General features: G+C 36.0%; 20 protein-coding genes. All 20 read right to left on the reverse strand.

Features of this window, described 5'->3' with window-relative positions; genetic code table 11:
• Positions 1-548: 548 nt before the first annotated feature.
• Positions 549-1,271: an SDR family oxidoreductase gene (locus O0931_RS01215; RefSeq protein ID WP_269413741.1), complete on the reverse strand. Its 723-nt coding sequence runs from the start codon at positions 1,269-1,271 to the stop codon at positions 549-551.
• 93 nt (positions 1,272-1,364) lie between these two features.
• Positions 1,365-2,543 carry a serine hydrolase domain-containing protein gene (locus O0931_RS01220; RefSeq protein ID WP_269413742.1) on the reverse strand — a complete coding sequence of 393 codons (1,179 nt, stop codon included), beginning with the start codon at positions 2,541-2,543 and terminating at the stop codon, positions 1,365-1,367.
• Between the two features lie 854 nt (positions 2,544-3,397).
• Complete coding sequence (locus O0931_RS01225; RefSeq protein ID WP_269413743.1) at positions 3,398-4,948, reverse strand: cryptochrome/photolyase family protein; 1,551 nt, start codon at positions 4,946-4,948, stop codon at positions 3,398-3,400.
• 60 nt (positions 4,949-5,008) lie between these two features.
• Positions 5,009-5,455 carry an NAD(+)--rifampin ADP-ribosyltransferase gene (arr, locus tag O0931_RS01230; protein ID WP_269413744.1) on the reverse strand — a complete coding sequence of 149 codons (447 nt, stop codon included), beginning with the start codon at positions 5,453-5,455 and terminating at the stop codon, positions 5,009-5,011.
• Positions 5,452-5,823, reverse strand: a complete 372-nt coding sequence (locus O0931_RS01235) for a nuclear transport factor 2 family protein (RefSeq protein ID WP_269413745.1) — start codon at positions 5,821-5,823, stop codon at positions 5,452-5,454. The genes arr and O0931_RS01235 overlap by 4 nt, the downstream gene beginning before the upstream one ends.
• 144 nt (positions 5,824-5,967) lie before the next feature.
• Entirely contained in the window at positions 5,968-6,840 is an 873-nt protein-coding gene (locus O0931_RS01240; protein WP_269413746.1) for an aldo/keto reductase, read from the reverse strand.
• A 201-nt stretch (positions 6,841-7,041) separates the two neighbouring features.
• Positions 7,042-7,698, reverse strand: a complete 657-nt coding sequence (locus tag O0931_RS01245) for a pentapeptide repeat-containing protein (protein ID WP_269413747.1) — start codon at positions 7,696-7,698, stop codon at positions 7,042-7,044.
• Positions 7,699-7,737: 39 nt separating this feature from the next.
• The gene (locus O0931_RS01250; protein WP_269413748.1) at positions 7,738-7,938 is read right to left on the reverse strand and encodes a helix-turn-helix domain-containing protein; all 201 of its coding nucleotides are present in this window, start codon (positions 7,936-7,938) and stop codon (positions 7,738-7,740) included.
• A gap of 304 nt (positions 7,939-8,242) precedes the next feature.
• Entirely contained in the window at positions 8,243-9,295 is a 1,053-nt protein-coding gene (locus tag O0931_RS01255) for a DUF5694 domain-containing protein (RefSeq protein ID WP_269413749.1), read from the reverse strand.
• 224 nt (positions 9,296-9,519) lie between these two features.
• Positions 9,520-11,322 carry a serine hydrolase gene (locus O0931_RS01260; RefSeq protein WP_269413750.1) on the reverse strand — a complete coding sequence of 601 codons (1,803 nt, stop codon included), beginning with the start codon at positions 11,320-11,322 and terminating at the stop codon, positions 9,520-9,522.
• Between the two features lie 288 nt (positions 11,323-11,610).
• Positions 11,611-12,048, reverse strand: a complete 438-nt coding sequence (locus O0931_RS01265) for a VOC family protein (RefSeq protein WP_269413751.1) — start codon at positions 12,046-12,048, stop codon at positions 11,611-11,613.
• A gap of 36 nt (positions 12,049-12,084) precedes the next feature.
• Positions 12,085-12,591 carry an SRPBCC family protein gene (locus tag O0931_RS01270; protein ID WP_269413752.1) on the reverse strand — a complete coding sequence of 169 codons (507 nt, stop codon included), beginning with the start codon at positions 12,589-12,591 and terminating at the stop codon, positions 12,085-12,087.
• Positions 12,588-12,908 carry an ArsR/SmtB family transcription factor gene (locus tag O0931_RS01275; RefSeq protein ID WP_269413753.1) on the reverse strand — a complete coding sequence of 107 codons (321 nt, stop codon included), beginning with the start codon at positions 12,906-12,908 and terminating at the stop codon, positions 12,588-12,590. Before O0931_RS01275 ends, O0931_RS01270 begins: the two co-directional genes overlap by 4 nt.
• Before the next feature lie 548 nt (positions 12,909-13,456).
• On the reverse strand, positions 13,457-14,428 hold the full coding sequence (locus O0931_RS01280; RefSeq protein ID WP_269413754.1) for a M23 family metallopeptidase: 972 nt from the start codon (positions 14,426-14,428) through the stop codon (positions 13,457-13,459).
• Positions 14,429-14,637: 209 nt separating this feature from the next.
• The gene (locus tag O0931_RS01285; protein ID WP_269413755.1) at positions 14,638-15,096 is read right to left on the reverse strand and encodes an SRPBCC domain-containing protein; all 459 of its coding nucleotides are present in this window, start codon (positions 15,094-15,096) and stop codon (positions 14,638-14,640) included.
• A 309-nt stretch (positions 15,097-15,405) separates the two neighbouring features.
• The gene (locus tag O0931_RS01290; protein WP_269413756.1) at positions 15,406-15,822 is read right to left on the reverse strand and encodes a hypothetical protein; all 417 of its coding nucleotides are present in this window, start codon (positions 15,820-15,822) and stop codon (positions 15,406-15,408) included.
• 11 nt (positions 15,823-15,833) lie between these two features.
• Positions 15,834-16,187 carry a YciI family protein gene (locus tag O0931_RS01295; RefSeq protein WP_269413757.1) on the reverse strand — a complete coding sequence of 118 codons (354 nt, stop codon included), beginning with the start codon at positions 16,185-16,187 and terminating at the stop codon, positions 15,834-15,836.
• A 78-nt stretch (positions 16,188-16,265) separates the two neighbouring features.
• Positions 16,266-16,835 carry a Crp/Fnr family transcriptional regulator gene (locus tag O0931_RS01300; protein WP_269413758.1) on the reverse strand — a complete coding sequence of 190 codons (570 nt, stop codon included), beginning with the start codon at positions 16,833-16,835 and terminating at the stop codon, positions 16,266-16,268.
• Positions 16,832-16,975, reverse strand: a complete 144-nt coding sequence (locus tag O0931_RS01305; RefSeq protein WP_269413759.1) for a hypothetical protein — start codon at positions 16,973-16,975, stop codon at positions 16,832-16,834. Before O0931_RS01305 ends, O0931_RS01300 begins: the two co-directional genes overlap by 4 nt.
• A gap of 23 nt (positions 16,976-16,998) precedes the next feature.
• Positions 16,999-17,832, reverse strand: a complete 834-nt coding sequence (locus tag O0931_RS01310) for a DUF2711 family protein (protein ID WP_269413760.1) — start codon at positions 17,830-17,832, stop codon at positions 16,999-17,001.
• Positions 17,833-17,854: the final 22 nt, after the last annotated feature.

Raw genomic sequence — 17,854 nt, forward strand, 5'->3', positions numbered from 1 at the left:
GTTTTAAAGCTTTACATCAATTTTATAAAAGTTCCCGCAGATTTCGGTGATTCCCGCAGATTTTTTTCCATAAGTCGTCATTCTCGCGCAGGCGGGAATCTTAATGCGTTTCTTTTCGATATCTAAATATTTTTCCGGGGCTCAGCGTTTCTGCGGCAATTCTAAGCGTTCCTGCGGATTTGTGCTCCATAAGTCATCATTCTTGCACAGACAGGAATCTTAAGCGTTTCTATTTAAATATCTGAATAATTTTCCGTGGCTCAGTGTTTCGCAATTTTAATAAGGGTTCCCGCAGATTTAGTTCTCTAGTAGTCGTCATTCTCGCGCAGGCGGGAATCTTAATGCTATTTCTTTTTCAACTTCTAAATATTTTCCTGTGATTTCCGCGTTTCCGTGGCAAATTCTATAAGTTTCCCGCAGATTATTCGGTGTTTCTGGTAAACAATTTTCTTCGTAAATCTTTATATCTGTCTGAAACCATAAAGCAATTTAACAATAGAACTATACCAGCAGCTACGGCAAATTGATTTTTGCATTTCCATTCCAAACTATGGATTCATCAGCTTAAAGTATTTCAAAATGGCTTCATTATTTGCTTCAGCCCTTGCTTCACTGGTGCCAAAAGTAAGCTCATTTTTTCCTGCTTCAAGTTGTTTAAATATCGATTCGATAAAGTCGCTCACGGATGGATGCTCATCGTGTAAGCCCTTTCCTCCGAGGTCGGTGTTTAAAGCAGGTGGAATAATTTCAATTACTTCGATGTTTTTATCTTTTAACTGGTGCCTTAAGGATAGGGTGAACGAACGTAAAAATGCTTTCGTTGCGCTATAAACAGGAACTTTTGAAAGCGGGACAAATGCCAAACCCGAAGTAACATTCATAATTGTATCTAAAGAGTTCAGCTGAAGGAAAAGGTTTGCTAAATGTACCGGGGCGGTGATGTTAATTTCAATTTCGTTTGCTGCTTTGTCAAAAAGATTTCCATCAGAAACGTTAACCCAATTTTGAATACCTGCATTATTTACAAGCACATTTAAATCGGCGTGATTCTCCTCAATCCAATTAAAAAGGTCTAAACGGTCGGTTGCTTTTGCCAAATCGCAAACCCTGGTGATAACAGCAGGAAATTTAGCTGCTACTTCTTTGAGTAGTGATTCGCGTCTGCCACAAATGATTACCGTATTGTTTTCCTGAATAAATCTTTCCGTTAAACCTAGGCCAATACCACTTGCACCACCGGTTATTAAAATTTTATTATTTGCTAATTTCATCGTTCTGGTTTTTATATAATATAGATTATAATGAACTAACATTCTGATGAACGTTAAGTTTAAATTTCTTTGTTCTTTATACTGGTGACCATGTTATTTAATTTTTAACTCCCGGGCATATTTATACAGGTCTTCGTATATATCAAAAAATTTGCCTTCTTCTTTTTCACTCAGAGCGGTGTTGAAAAATACAATTACGCCAATTTTTTTTGCTAAATCAGAAAGCATAAATGTTCTTACGCCGGGGTCCGAACCGTTATGTCCGATTCGTGTAGCACCCAGTTTGGTCGCCCAAAAAATCCCTGAATTAAGTTTATCAGGTTTTACATTTTCGGGTTTACTTCTTTCATTATATTGAAAACGAAGCATTTCCTGAACCGTTTCTTTTTTTAATATCCTGACATTTTTATATGCGCCATCGTTCAACAGACTGATAAAAAACTTAGTTAAATCGTTTACGGAAGTGTGAATACCGCCATCAGGGTAGGTTGTTCCTTCATATAATTGTACTTGTGTAATGCTATCGCCTTGTTTATCATACAGTTTGGCGTGTTTACGGATATCGATTTCAGCTAAACTCCAGCCTGTGTTTATCATTTTCAGAGGTTTGAAAATATGTTGTCTGGCATACTCATTTAATTTTTTTCCGGTTCTTAATTCAATGATATAACCTGCCAATCCGGCGCCTATGTTTGAATAATCTCGTTGAGTACCTGGTTTAGCTTTTAAAAAATTGTCATTTAAATAATGTTTTCCTCCTTTTACAAAATAGCTTTTTAAAAAATCGCCCAGGGGTTCTGGTTTATGGCCTCCATAAAAATAAGTGCTGTCGGTATAAAAAGGGTAGCGGTCTACTAATCCCGAAGTATGCGTAGCCAAATGCCTTAATGTAATTTTCTCATTCGGGAAATTTGGGTTAATTATTTTAAATGGCAGGTAAGTGTTAATGTCTTCATCGAGTGACACTTTTCCATCTTCAACGGCTTTCATTATACAGGCACCGGTAAAAGTTTTACTTATCGAAGCAATATTGATGATGGTTGAAGGTGTAAACGGAAGTTTGTTTTCTTTGTCGGCATAACCATATCCTTTTGTCCAGACTACTTTTTTATCTATAATAATTGCAGCTCCGATTCCAACTATACCCGTTTCGTTCATCTTCTTTTTAATAAGGCTATCAATTGAAGTTGTCTTGTTATTTTGAGCAAAAAGACGCGGACAACTTATAAGCACTGTGAAAAAAAGCGTGATCGTAAAAAAAAACGATTTCATGACGGGTTTAGTTTTTTGGTGATTTATTTTTTTCTAATTCTGGATGTTTACCTGAGTATATTAGAATTCATGAATAGGCGTTTGTTACAGTCTGTTCAGCATATGATGTTTTCTGTGGCAATTCTTATAAGGGTTCCGCAGATTTGGCGATTACCGCATATTTTTTTACGTAAGTCGTCATTCCCGCGCAGGCGAGAATCTTAATGCATTTCTATTTTGATATCTAAATATTTTTCCGTGCTTTCCATGTTTCTGTGGCAATTCTTATAAGGGTTCCCGCAGATTTCGGTGATTCTCGCAGATTTGTTTTCCCGTAAGTCGTCATTCTCGCGCAGGCGGGAATCTTAATGCATTTCTATTTTGATATCTAAATATTTTTCCGTGCTTTCCGTGTTTCCGTGGCAATTCTTATAAGGGTTCCCGCAGATTTCGGTGATTCTCGCAGATTTTTTTTCCGTAAGTCGTCATTCCCGCGCAGGCGAGAATCTTAATGCATTTCTATTTTGATATCTAAATATTTTTCCGTGCTTTCCGTGTTTCCGTGGCAATTCTTATAAGGGTTCCCGCAGATTTGGTGATTACCGTAGATTTTTTCCCGTAAGTCGTCATTCCCGCGCAGACGGGAATCTTAATGCATTTCTATTTTGATATCTAAATATTTTTCCGTGCTTTCCGTGTTTCCGTGGCAATTCTTATAAGGGTTCCCGCAGATTTCGGTGATTCTCGCAGATTTGTTTTCCCGTAAGTCGTCATTCCCGCGCAGGCGGGAATCTTAAAGCGTTTCTTTTTTTAATATCTGGATATTTCTTTGGTTCAGCGTTTACGTGGCGACTTACGAGGGTTCTAGCAGATTTTTATAATTCATTGATATGAGAAAGGTAATATTGAGCTTGTTCCAATAGCTCTGCTTTTGCCTGGGGCTGCATTTTATGCCATATCGAATACATCATGCCTATGCGCTGGTTTTTAACAAGTTTGGCCTCATGCTTGTCATAGAAATTCCAGTACAAGCTATTAAAAGGGCAGGCTTTTTCTCCGGTTTTCTTTGCTTTATCATAATAACAACCGCTACAGTAAGCACTCATTTTATGGATGTAAGCGGCAGAACTTACGTATGGTTTGGTACCAACGATTCCACCATCAGCAAACTGACTCATGCCTCTTGTATTGGTTATTTCGACCCATTCAATGGCATCAATATAAATACCCAGATACCAGGCATCTACCTCATCAGGATGTACACCGGCTAATAATGCAAAGTTGCCAGTGATCATTAATCGTTGTATATGGTGCGCATAAGCGAATTGAAGTGACTGTTGTACCGCATTTTTAAGGCAATTCATTTTAGTTTTACCCGTCCAGAACCATTGCGGTAATTCATTACGGTGGTCAAAATAATTAAGCGTAGCATATTCCGGCATTTTTAGCCAGTAAATGCCCCTCATATACTCCCGCCAGCCAATAATTTGCCTTACAAAGCCCTCTAACTGGTGATAGGCAATTTTATCCGGATTTTTATAGTAGGCTTCGATGGCTTTATCAACCACTTCTTTTGGCGAGAGTAATTTGGTATTCATTAAAAACGACAGGCGGGAATGGTAAACAGACCATTCACCGGGCGCCATAGCATCCTGAAAGGTGCCGAATAAGGGCAAACAATGTGTTATAAAGAAGTTAAGCAGTGCCAAACCCTGGGTCCGGTTTACGGGCCATAAAAAATGCCGGCTATCAACGCTACCCATCGTTTTAATATTGGCTTTATGGATTTCAGTTTCTATATCACTTAAATTATTATCAAAAACGAAAGGGGGGATGGGTTTATGCGTTTTCGGTAACTTCCGGCGATTGTCTTCATCAAAGTTCCATTTACCATTTACGGGTTTATCGCCATCAACAATTAATACCCGGTGTTTTTTACGCATGTAGTGGTAAAATGTTTCCATTAAAAACATTTTTTTATCTGCAAAAAAGTCTTTCAACTCCGCCCTGGTACTGTAAAAATGTTCCGTATCGCTTATGCTGAATGCAATTTTAAGCTGACGTGAAAACGCTTTTAAATGTTCATCTACTCTATATTCATCGGGTAACTGGTATTCAAATTTCGTGAATTTATATTTGGCGATAAGCGCCTTACAATTCTTATCAAAACTTTGCTGGTTATTTTTATCGTTCAGCTTTATATAAATTACCTGATGTTGTTTTTGCTTTAGTTCTTCAGCAAAATTTCGCATGGCCGCAAAAAAACCAAGTATCTTTTGAATGTGATGTTGAGTATAATCGGTTTCACTCCGTATTTCCATGAGCACATAGCTCACGGAATCATCAACTGTTTTGTACCAGCTATGGTTAATATTAAGTTGATCGCCCAATATTAAACGTAATGTTTTAGATTTCTCGTCAGCCATATTAGGAATAACAATACAGTGGCGATGCGGTTTGCATAAAAATAACCTGGTTTTACAGCATTAATCTTCAATGGCTTCGATACCCATTTGCTTAAGCTTTTCGAGGTGATCTTTCATCTCTTTAAGTCTTTCGGGTGAATGGCCCTCCCAACCGGTAATTTCACCAATAACGCGAATAGGGCTGTTGGTTCGGTACGACCTGGTCGGGTTGCCAGGAAATTTCTTATCTGTTAAGTTCGGGTCGTCTTCTATATCGCCTGTCGGTTCTACAATATAAATTCTGCCGGGCGCATCGCCAAAAGCAAGTTCAGCACCCCAGGTAGCCGCATCAAGTGTTGCCGTTAAATAAACATAAGCGGCCTTTTTTCGTTTGCCGTAGTTTGAATTAAAACCAGGTTCGATAAGGTCTCCAATTTTTAAATCGGCCTTTGTTCCGTGATAAAGCTGCTGTGAATTTAAATCGTTGGCAGATTTTAACAATTCATCTTTAGATTTATTTGCTTTCATTGCTTATCCTTTTTTGCTTCAACAACTGCCATGTTATTTATCAGTTTACACTCGTTGTCCGTCTCTAATACCAAAGAGTTATAGGACACAAAATAATTTTCAGAACTTTCTAAGCGTAGTTTAATCATGGCAATCGTTTCACTATAATCAATACTTTCTATTATCATTTTTCTTGCTAATTCGCCAAAAATACCGTCTTTTATATTTGATAAATATTTTTGTTTATCAATAATTGTAAAGCCCGGGGTGCCCATAAAACCATTATTGGTTACCCTAAAATCTTTATGCAAAACATTATCTAACAGAACAGTGTCGCTATTATCGCCACCTTTTACAAAATTTGTTATGGCTTGTTCTATTTTTTCCAATTGTTATCATAGATGAATTTTAACCCGATATAATTTTTTTCTTCATTTGAAAATAATAACAAAATTGAAATTAATTTGTCTCTTTAATTTATAATTGTGATGTATTTACCTATTCTGGATAAAAAATCAAAAACAGAAATAACGTTAGGGAACCGGTACGCCCGAACTCTCAGTCCATAAAACAAACCAATCTTGTAATTCCATTTCTACCCTAGCTGCTTTCATTAAATTTGCAATTCTTGATGGATCTGCAGTACCGCAAACAGGTAAAATTCCGGATGGATGTTTTAAAATCCAGGCGAGCAATATTACATCAACCGGTACATCGTATTTTAATGAAAAATTTGCAGCAATTTTTTTTATACGGTGCGATTTTTCATCATCGTTTTTAAAAACAGAACCCAATGGAGACCAGCACATGGGCGTAATATCATGTGCTTGCATGTGACTTAAGCTTCCATCAAGCATGGCATCGAAATGAGTGATTGAAAATTTAACCTGGTTGTAATTGATTTTAGTTTTCGTTTCTATTAAATCTGTTTGTAATGGCGTAAAATTTGAAACGCCAAAATCTAAAATTTTCCCGTCATTTTTAAGTTTTTCAATGGCTTCTGCAATTTCATCAGCTTTCATCAACGGACTTGGGCGATGCAATAAAAGTAAATCCAAATAATCGGTTTGTAAGTTTTTTAAAGACTGCTCAACAGACCAGATAATATAGGATTTAGAATAATCGTAATGTTTTACAGCATTTTTCCGCTTTTCTGATAGCATTTGAATACCACATTTCGAAATCAGCTGTATTTTATTTCTGTCAATTTTACTATCGCGTAAAGCCTCTCCAAAAGCTGTTTCGGTGGTGTAATCTCCATAAATATCTGCGTGGTCGAATGTGGTGATGTTGTTTTCTAAACAACAGTTCATCAATTCGATCATTTGTTTAGTATTGCAGTCTTTACCCCAAATACCCCATGTCATGGTGCCGGCAATAATCTTCGAAAATGGTGTTTTATTCATGGTTTCATTTGTTGAAATAGCGAAGTAAAATTGCTATTGTTAATAGCTGTAATTGGCAATATTACGCTCTTTTTGCCAATGCTGATAATTTTACGAATTTTTAGCCATTACGTTTAAAATATTTAAGGCTTTTATTTTAAAATGAAGTATGTTTTAATTCTTCTAACAAATTGTTATTCGTTTTAATATTCTTAATCATGTTTATACCGTTAATAAAGATAAACCCGTTAAATCTGCCTTTCCGTGTTTCAATAATTCATAAGTCATTTTATCTGCTTCACAATCAATAAATTTGATGTTTTTCAATACATTATATTTAAAGAAGGTATTAGTGAATTTTACATTTTGAAATGTTACTTTAGAAAAAGAACAGGCTTCAAAATAACAGTCTTCCATTTTACCTTCAAAAACTACATTGATAATTTTTATAGAAATAAAAGAGGTGTATTTCCAAACCGTATTTGTAATTATATTTTTTTCAAAGCCACCCGATTTCAATTTTACTCCTGTAAAGTCTGCCGATGTAAAATCGCATCCGAATAGATAACTCCATAAAAATTCGCTTTCTTTAAGTGTGCAGTTTTTGAATAAACTGTTCGCTAGATTGCACTTTTGTACTTGGCTGTTGCTGAGGTCAGAACCAGAGAAATCACACTGGTCAAAATTGTTACTTTTAAACAAAAGCCCTGATAAATCTGAACCAAGGAATTTGCAGTTCTTCATATTTGATGAGCTGAATTTTTCTTGTAAATTTTTTAATCCTGAAAAGTCGACATTTTCCCAATTACCGTCTGACATATTCAAACTATGTTTGTCCTTTTGTTTTCGGCCTGGTAATAAATCAGATGGCTTATGCAATGGCTCAATACCTGTAATGTTAGCTGAAGGAGGAAAATTTTATGAAAAATAGTTAAGGTCTACACTTAAAATTTCGGCCAGACGGTTTAGCATGGTAATGTCTGGCATTGATTCGCCACGTTCCCATTTGCCTACTGCTTGAGCACTGATGGATACCCGCTGTGCAAGTTCTGCTTGTGAAAGATTTATTTTCTTTCGTGCCATGGCAATTTTATTGCCAATCGATTTTGAATTTAGCATGATTTTATTTTTAATTATTTGATGCTGTAAAGTTAATTTCGACTTTGCATCATAATGTAAAAAAGTCAGCTACTTATGGTTGTAATATTGCTACAAATAGTTGTTTTTTAATAACTTATAGTGGTTTTAATTAGTTTTCGCTCGTTTTGTTTAAAAAAAATAATATATCTTTTGGTTTTATGTTTAAATAATATCAGGAGTTTTTAGCTATTAATGCATTTACAAATTTTAATAATATGTGATTAATTCAGGTTATGTGCTGAGAATTATTACCAAGTCACCATTTATTTATGCTCAGTAAAGCTTATTCAATTTCATTGATATTTCTTACTGTAATACCTGGCATTGTTTTGAAAATGTCCTGCATATACTTTCTGTGATTGGCGCCGGCAATAACCACCACTTTGCCCTTACGTAAAGTTCTGGCTTGATTCACCACATTATCGCACATACGCTTATTTCTCATTATCCACCAATGTATTTTCGAAAGCATTTCTTCTTTAGGGAAATTGTTCATAGCATACATCTCGGGTAAATAAAAATCTCCTGAAGCAGAAATTGCCGATGCCTCTTCGGTATTTAGCCATTCCGTAACATTTTTCGAAGTTTTTTCGATACTGTTATATTTTTCAAAGCCTTCGTTAATTTTATTAAGATGACTTTTTAATTCTTTTTTATGAAGTGTAGCTGTATCTTTTCTAAATACATTGAATTTTGCATCGAAAGCAGCCCATGATGCACTCCAATTCAAATCATAATCTTGACAATCCATAGCAAGTAATTCGCTAATGCCCATTTCCTGCATTATTGGAAATGCAATTAGTGCATATTCAGATGTTTTTAGCCTTTTCATACTTCGCCCCGTGGTATCCAGTTGTGGACTGAGCAATTTATTAACATAACTTTCAAGTTTGGTATCCGGATACTGGCGGAGGTTATTAAAAACCTGCCAAAATTGGTAATGACCATTTGCCACATCCTGATTAAGGTAATATGCATGAGCCAAATCGGTTTTTAGCTGATAGTCTTTTGGTTTTAGTAGAGATAGTTTTTTTAAACTATCAATTATTTTAGGAAGCAATGCCGCCGTAATGCTTCGATTGTTCATCAGCATTTTTAGTCGTTTACTGTTGTCTGCTTTGCACCAATAATCCATAACAAGCCGTTCATCCTCTTTGCTCAAAAATTCCCCGAAAAAAGCAGTTGGCTTAAATTTTTTAATTTTACTGTAAATGCCCGAAAAATCTTGTTCGGAATAGCTACTATAATTATGCGAAACACCTATTAATAAGATGTCTACTTTTTGAGCATATACTTTAACGGATAAAAATAGAATTAGAAAAAACGAATATTTCATGCTTTTATATTTCTTGTTTTACAGGGATTATTTACCAATAAACAGAAGTACCATATTTTTTGGACTGGTGCCGTTTACAGTATTAAATGTACACAAGTCTGCGAGAAAACAAAAGCTGGTGGTAGCAAAGTTAATTGTTTGAAGCTATTCCCTTGTGAATTTTATAACGTAAAATTTCTTTTGAAGCATAAAAGCATAATTTTGCAGGTTAGTTGCTATACACCTTATTTTTTTAAAATGTTTAGAATTTCTTTCGTTTGCTCGTCGTTAGGGTCAAGCTCCAGTGCTTTCTGATAACTTTTTATTGCATTGGGTTTATCGTTATATTTTAAATAATAGTCGCCCCAACGGCTGTAAACGATTGACGAATTTGCATGCTGTTCCAGTGCAACATCCAAAACCGTTTTTACAGCAGCCATATCCAAAGGTTTTTTGTTCATCAACTCATAAGCGAAATAGGTAATCTTATATTCATTCATTTTCATACTTCCAATTGCCTTTTTTGCCTCATCATATCTTTTCAATTTTAAATATTCGGTTGGCGAAAATTCATCATCTTTCATCTTTGGCATCGGTTTTTCCTGGTAAATATTTTGAAGCCCGGTTACTTCCCCTTTATCATTTCTTTTAAAAAAGCCTTTTATGTTGTAGTCCGTAAAAACAATTGTATCATTAGCAACCGGGAAGCAATAAATGTCATTCCCTTCGTTTATGTTTTCTACTAAATAGTTTTTTTCCTTACGCAAGTAAACAACTTCATCTGTCGACATTCTATATCGCCCCACAAGTTTTTCTAACTCTTCGTCAGGCAATTTTATTGGGTTTAACTCAGCTGGTAAAAAGTTTGTCCAGTGATATGCTTTGGCAACTGCTCTTCTGATTTCTTTACCCAATCCATTTACATCGTCTCCGGAATTAAGCATGATCACGACGCCATTTCCGCTGGTGATACCTGCAATACCATAAGCCAGAAAACCTGCATTTACGCCGGTAAATTCAAAATAAACGCCCTCTGCCGACTTGTTATCGGTTCGCTGAATTAAAAAAGGTCCTATTCCTATTTGCTCTTTATACGAACCATCAGAAACGTTTTGTTGTGCAGTAAGCATTCTCCTTGTTGTAGCCTGGCTTAATATTTTTCCTTTTCCATTATAAGACTTCTGAATGTCTATAAAAAACTTTGCGAGGTCAGTTGGCGTGGTGTATAGCCCTGCTGCTGCCTGCTGCGGATAAACATAAGGCATTCCCTTAAACCATGAAGCGCTTGAGTAAGCCCAGGAACTTTGACTTGTAAACTTTGCCGGAACCGGCTGTTCAAAGGTTGAATTTTTCATGCCCAGTTTGTCAAAAAGCAAGTTTTGAGTTAACATAGAAAAACTTTTTTTAGCAACATCCATTAAAGCCAGCTGCGCAATCATACTCCCGCCACCTGAATAGCGAAATTCTTTATTCGGCTCACTATTTACAACTACAGGCCTGGTTCCGGCAATTTTATCACCATTCAAAATTTCTACAAGGGTGGGCAGCGGTTGTGATGGCGTAAAGCCAAAATAAGAAGATTGAGAGGTTCCGGCAGAATGACTCAACAACATTCTTAAGGTAACAGGCGTCTTTTTTGTAAAGTCATTTTCTTGAATTTTCCAGGAAGAAAGGTAATTATTTATTGGTTTTTCCAATTCAATTTCTCCGTTTTCAACCATTTTTAATGCCGTAACAGCCATTAAAAATTTACTGATAGAACCAGCAGAAAACATTGTTTCGGTAGTAACAGGTGTTTTTTGTGTTGTATCTGCTAAGCCATAACCTTTCGCCCAGTCAATTTTATAATCTTTAATAACCGCAATACTTACACCCGGAACTTTGTAATATTTCATCCTGTCTGTAATAGTCCAGCCTTCAAATCCCTTTACCGGGACAAAAGGAATCAGGCTGTTTTCAACGGCTTTAATTCTGTTTGACAGGGACATGTTTTGGGCATAAACTTGTCCGGCTATAAGCATTAGTAAAAACCAGATTATTTTTTTCATGCCGTTTCGATAATTAGCAGTATATATTACTATAACTTTACTGATTTTGTTTACGTTACAATTTAGATATACTAATTAACTTAATGAAAAATTAACCAATTATTTTTCGGATCGGCCAACTGACTGCTATTTGATAATGAACAGCAGTTTATTAATCTTTCTTAATTTATTAAACAGTGATTGCTTAAAATCATCTGTAAATTTTATTTTTTGCTTAATAATGCAGGAAGCTAAATGCCTCAAAAGCCAGGTTAGCCCGGCTTTTGACGAACCGATGTTTAGTGTTCATTATTTTTCCGGGGTTATCTGGGGCATAAAATCTATTATCCATTCAATGCCGAATTTGTCTCTAAACATTCCAAAATAAGAATTCCACGGACTATCCCCGATGGGTACTTCGATATCTCCACCTGCTGAAAGCGAATGATATAACTTGTCAGCTTCTTCACGACTTTCTGCATTAATAGATATTTTGGACCTGTTTTCTCTTTCGTTTACTTTACCAAGAATTTCAGGTACATCATTGCCAATTAGCATGTTTTGGCCAATTGGCAGCGCAATGTGCATAATTTTGTTTGCCTCGTTTTCAGATATGGGTTTTTCTGCACTTGCTATATCCTTAAAGCGTACGATTCTTTCGAAATCTCCGCCAAATGCTGATTTGTAAAAATTAAATGCTTCTTCGGCATTTCCGTTGAAGTTGATGTGTGGGTTTATTAGTGCCATAATTCTAATTTTTAATGTTGTGTTTAGTATATCTGTTTAACTGTTATTTTTTGATAGCGTGGCGAGTAGTTTTTCTAAATTATCTACAGAGGCAGTGAAGCCTTCTTTAAAGCCCATTTCAATCATCCGTTCCAAACGGGCCAGCGATTCATTGTAAATGGTAATAACTACTTTGGTTATGCCATTTTGTTCACTGAAATTATAATCCCAGTCAGAACCCGGCAGCTCTTTATTTTCATCTTTATCCGCAAAAGTATTGTACATCTTAAAATTACTTTTCGGTGTAATAGCAGTATATTCCTGAACAGACCAGCGCTCATCACCTTCGGGACTCACCATGGCATAGAATCTTCGTCCGCCGACTTCGAAATTCATATGTTTTGTTCTGGCTGTCCAGGGTTTAGGTGCAACCCATTGATCGAGTAGCTCTGGTTTTGTAAAAGCATCCCATACCAGCGCTTGTTCAGCATCAAATTCCCTGGTTATAAATACCGTTTTTGTTGTTTTGTCTACGGTAAAATCAAATTGCAAATCGTTTTTCATATTTTTTGTTTTTTAAGTGTCGATAATACATTGTCGAGTTGATTAAAACGGATTTCCCATATTTTCCTGAACTGGTCTAACCAGTTATCCATTTCCTTCATTTTTTCAATTTCAAGGGTATAGTAAATTTCCCTGCCTTGCTGTTCCTGCTTCACTAATTCGCATTCTGTTAAAATCCGGAGGTGCTTTGAAACCGCTTGGCGGGTTGTGTTAAAGTTTTCGGCAATGGCATTGGGTGTCATTGCCTGCAGTGCAATTAATGCAATAATCGCCCGTCGGGTGGGGTCGGCAATCGCCTGAAAAATATCTCTTCTCACTTTTTTAAAATTAATTATGAAACCATTCAGTTGCAAATATATGTGCAACTATTCGGTTTCGCAAATTTTCAGATAAGTTTTTTTAAAATAGTGGTTAATTTTTTTAATAATGATTGTTTATGACCTCCCAGCCCCGTAAATAAAATAGATAGATTGCTGCTCACAACCAGGTAGTTTCTTGTGATTTGTCGCTTTAATGGTGTAGCGGCCTTGCAATGGGAGCGGGCAATCAAAACAAAAACCCGAATTTATTACTAGTGTTTAACTGAAGCGCGCGTGTATTGAATTTTGCAATTCAGGGCGCACGACCTAAATCTGCGTTCAATGATTTTTAATTTTTTAGTCTTTCAAAAATTAAGCTTTAAAACTTGAAAACCTGGTTCTTATACACGCCTCATCAGCTTCAAGATTTGGCGCATGGTTCATCGCAATAATTCCTTTCTCGATATTAGAGCTTCCAAGAAGGAGGTAACATCAGGCAGTGCTGCTGGAAATATGCAAAATCATTGTTGAAAAACGGAACTTGCCCAACGTCCATGATACTTTTGCTATTTTTTTTCGTTGCTTATTTTCTCTTTTTGAATTGGCGAATAATCTGTTTTTATTTGACCATTTACCAGTATTTTGTCAAAATAACATTTTACGCCTGTTGCTGAATTCATATCTTCTACATTTTGTATGTGGAAATGTAAATGAGGTTCTGATGAATTGCCTGAATTTCCACAGCTTCCAAGTAGTTGTCCTTGTTTTACTTTTTGTCCTTGCTTAACAACAATGGAATGTTGTTTAAAATGAGCAAAAAATAGATACTCGTTGTTTTGGGTTTTTATGATAACCGTATTGCCCGGGACGTACACAGGGTTTAAAATTCCCGGAACATTATCTTTAACGCCGTCAACTACTAAAACAACTTCTCCGTCGCAAGGTGCAATGAGATCTTTTCCAAAGGCATAATAATCTTCATTGGTTTTCCCGTTTGTCTTATATGAGGTTCCTTTATCGTTAGTTATTACCAAATCAAAAGCATTTTTTTGAGCCTTGTTTTCAATATGATAGTTTAATTCTTTTGTATCGCCACCCCAGGTAACTGTCCACTCATCTTTAAATGGTAAAATTAGTTTTGTTGTGTTGCGAACTAAAGTTGGCAGATTACTTTCTTTGAAAGGTTTAACAAATAGTCCATTAATTTCTGAGTTGTTGTTAACGGATATATTAACTGCAAGTAACGCCTTTTCAAAATTTGTCTTATATGAAGCATAGGTTTGTTCATACTTTACAAATTGTCTTTTTGTAATTCTTCCGGCCTGTTTTTTCAAGTTTGTCAAAAATTCTTTTGTTTTGTCAAGTGGTAATGCTTTTTGCATTTCAGCAGAAAAACTCGAAAATATTGCATCAAAATTATCTGCATTATAATTCATCTCAAAACTGTCTGCAACAGATTTATTTTCTGTTTTTTCCATCTGTCCAAATACAAAGTTTACAAAAATTGATAGTAAGATTGTTACTAAATATTTTTTCATTCTGTCAGAATTTTATGGCATTTATTACAACTACAAATTAAACACATACGGTCAACTATAGTTTTTGTTTCCTGTTGCATAATTGTTAATTATTAAAATGAATGGAAGTAACAAACATTGCCCAGATTAGTTCAAATCTTGTTTTAGTATCTGCCGAAAAATTATCAACGATTGCCAGTACCTGAATATAATGGTGTCATTTCAAGTAATTATCGCTCTGAAATTTCTTTTAATTTAGCCAATGCTGCCGGATAAGTGTTGTTGAAGTAATCCAGATAGTCGTCTATCACGTCCATATCTACCGTTACAGTTGTGATGCCGTTTTCTTCTTTGTAAGAATAATTTTCGTGTCCGCCTGCCCATTTTTCAACTTCTTCACCAGTTGTTACTTCGGTATCGCCATCCAAAAAACCGTAATGCCTTATGGATATAAATCTGGCAGGCTGGTGTTCTTTGATTTCAGAAACCATCCCGCCTTTTTTCCCGTTTTCATCTACGCCTACAAAGTGAATTTTGCTTCCGTTTTCCCAACTTCCTTCGTAAGTGGACGTAGGATTAAATGCCGATGTCCAATATTCATAGGTGCTTTTGTCTTTTAGGCCCAACATCGTTTCATACACTTTTTGAGCTGATGCGATTATCTCTGTTTTGAATTGTAGTTTTTCCATTTTTATTCTCGTTATATAAACTTACACTTATTTTTCTTATAGTGGTGTATCGTTCTAAACTGAGGGCCGGCGCTTTGGGGTCGTTCCGGACATTAATTTATAAAATTGAATTTAGCACGAGGCTACTTTCAGCATGAAATGGTTGCCGAGGCGCAAATCCCCATTAACAACAAATGTTTATACGTAGTACTGAACCGCCAATTTCTTATAGGTACTGTCAGGCATATGGACTTCTTTTTCCACCGTGTTAAATTACATAAAGTCGGAACATGATTTGTCCCGACTTGAAAAAATAAAATGTCATTTTAATTAACAAATTACGCTTTTGTCTTTCGCTACAAATTTTGCAAAGGCCAGTAATGCACCTGTTACCATAATGTTTCTGAAAAAATTGACCATTTCCAATTCTTTTTCCCTTGTAAAATCAGCCGTCATATTTTCTGTCCCTAATTCGTGTCCCATTGCCCGTGGCAGGTGAACCAATACAGCCATTAAAATTACATACAAAGCCATCAGCGAATAGGCTAGTTTGTCGTATTTGCCAATTACGGCACTCACAATAAACAGCAGTATACATACCAGAGTGAAGTAGTTCCAAAAATATGGAAACGGAAGGTAATCAGGCACGAACGAAGCGCCTACTTCTGGTTTTCCAAGGTGCAAACCAACATACAGTAAAAACGACAGCGGAAAAATGTATCTTCCTGAATTTAAAATTTTATCCATTCCGGTAAAGTTTAATTGGTTGGAAATGGAATAAGTGGTCTGATTTCTACCGAACTGTTCGGATATTTAAGGATTGGGCAAGTCTTGCTCCATTCCTGAACATCTTCCAAATTGTCGGATTTACAGATTAAAAAGCCACTAACTAAAACGCTGTCTGTTTCTTTGTGCGGACCGGCTTTAACCTCATTGTTGTTTACAATGGTTGCTTCATAACGAACGGGTGCAGTATGAACCAATTTGCCTTGACTTGCGATAGTACCAATCCACGATTGCCACCTCGGCATATCTTCGGCCATATCTTGTGAGGTTGTTAAGTAGCCGGTGTCGGCACTTGCATTGCGAAATAATAATAAATAGGTTGTCATTGTCTTGAATTTTAAATGTGAATGATGAAATAAAATTCAGTAATTAAAATTCCGTGAACGATGACAAAAGTCGATGTTTTATAATTTAGCTTTCAGCCGGCTAAAAACATCTTTATTGATGCCTAAATACGATGCAATGAGTTTACTTGAAAGTCTGGTCATTAGCGTTGGTCGGTATTCCATCAGCCATTTTATTCTGTCCAGTGCAGAAAGCGCAATAAACGTGTTGATGCGATAAACAGAATTGGCGTAAGATGCTTCAAGAATTTGTTTATATACTTTATCAAACTGCGGAACGGTTTCCATCATGGTTTGAAAGTTTTGTCTGTCAATGGCGAAAAGTTCGCAAGGTTCAACAGTTCTTATATTTTCATTTGCTGGATTACCACTCCCAAAGCTTACTAATTCTGAACACCAATTGTCTTCTATTACGATGTCGCGAGTGGTTTCACAAAAGTCTTTATCATACACATAAACCTGTAAACATCCTTTGGCAATAAAATAAACATATTTACAAGTTTCGCCTTGTTTTAAAATTTCTTCATTTCTTTTGGTCGAGATGTGTTTAAAAGCGGAGAGCACCTTGTCTAAATTGTCAAGGTCGTTTCCCAGTCGACATGTAATATGATTGCGTAAAACTTCTATCATTTGTTATCTGTTGTCGATGTTTGTACGGTTTCCGGATGCATTACGGTGTCTATAAAGCACTGAACCACCACTTTTGCCAAACTCATGTTAACATCAGTTTCCTTCTGTCCGGTTGTATTAATTCCAAGATTTCCACCCATTTTTTTTATCGTTGGGCTTGCTGTTAATACCTTTTGTTTTTTTCTATGTCCAAATACTTTTGAATTTCGTCCTCTTCATAGTCCCAAGTATGTTCTGTATTTTCGTTACAAAGAAAACCTTCAAATAATTTTGCTGAAATGATTTTATTCATTTTCTCCTGCCCAGTTGCGATTAGGAAAAAGAAACTGTCCCATTCAATAGTGAACAATAGTTCTTTGTCTAGGGAATAGATGAAATAGTCTTTGTAACCTATTTTTTCTGCAAAGTCAAAGGCTGTTTGTTTGTCAAGTTCGAATGTTGAAGTTGTTTCATAAAACTCGTCTGTTGCAATAATTTCATTCTTTTTGAGAAGCTTGAAGGCATTATAAATTGCAACTTTTGAAAGTATATCAAATCCGCCCTCTGTCGGGTGCCAAATACTCTGATTACTTGTGTAATTATTTAATTTCTCTGTCAACTCAGGTCTGCGGAAAACTTGTCTTAATGCACCGATTGAAGTCCGCAAACCTTTGTTTAGCTCTGAATTGTCTTTGAGTCCAGAGCCTTTAACTACTGCATCCCAAGAAATAGCCTGTCCGCTGTCAAAAATTTCCCGGTCTGTTGGAAAGTCCTTATTTGAGTAACTAAAAATGTCGGCATTAAGTGCTTGTATGTCTTTGAGAATATCAAATTCTTGTCTTGCTTCTTCGTGTGTAATTTGTTTTGATTTTTTTAAGTTTGTATTGTCCGTATTTTTTCTGTCAACTTTAAAGAATGGTAAAAAAGCAACAAATGCAGCTTCATAAAAGTCCTTATAGTGGTCTTTTATTTTTCCTTCGTGAGGATAGATATTTTTGTCTGCGAAGATGTCGTTCATAAAATTGGTGCTAACGTCTCAA

The sequence above is a fragment of the Pedobacter rhodius genome (assembly GCF_027213645.1).
Lineage (GTDB): Bacteria > Bacteroidota > Bacteroidia > Sphingobacteriales > Sphingobacteriaceae > Pedobacter > Pedobacter rhodius.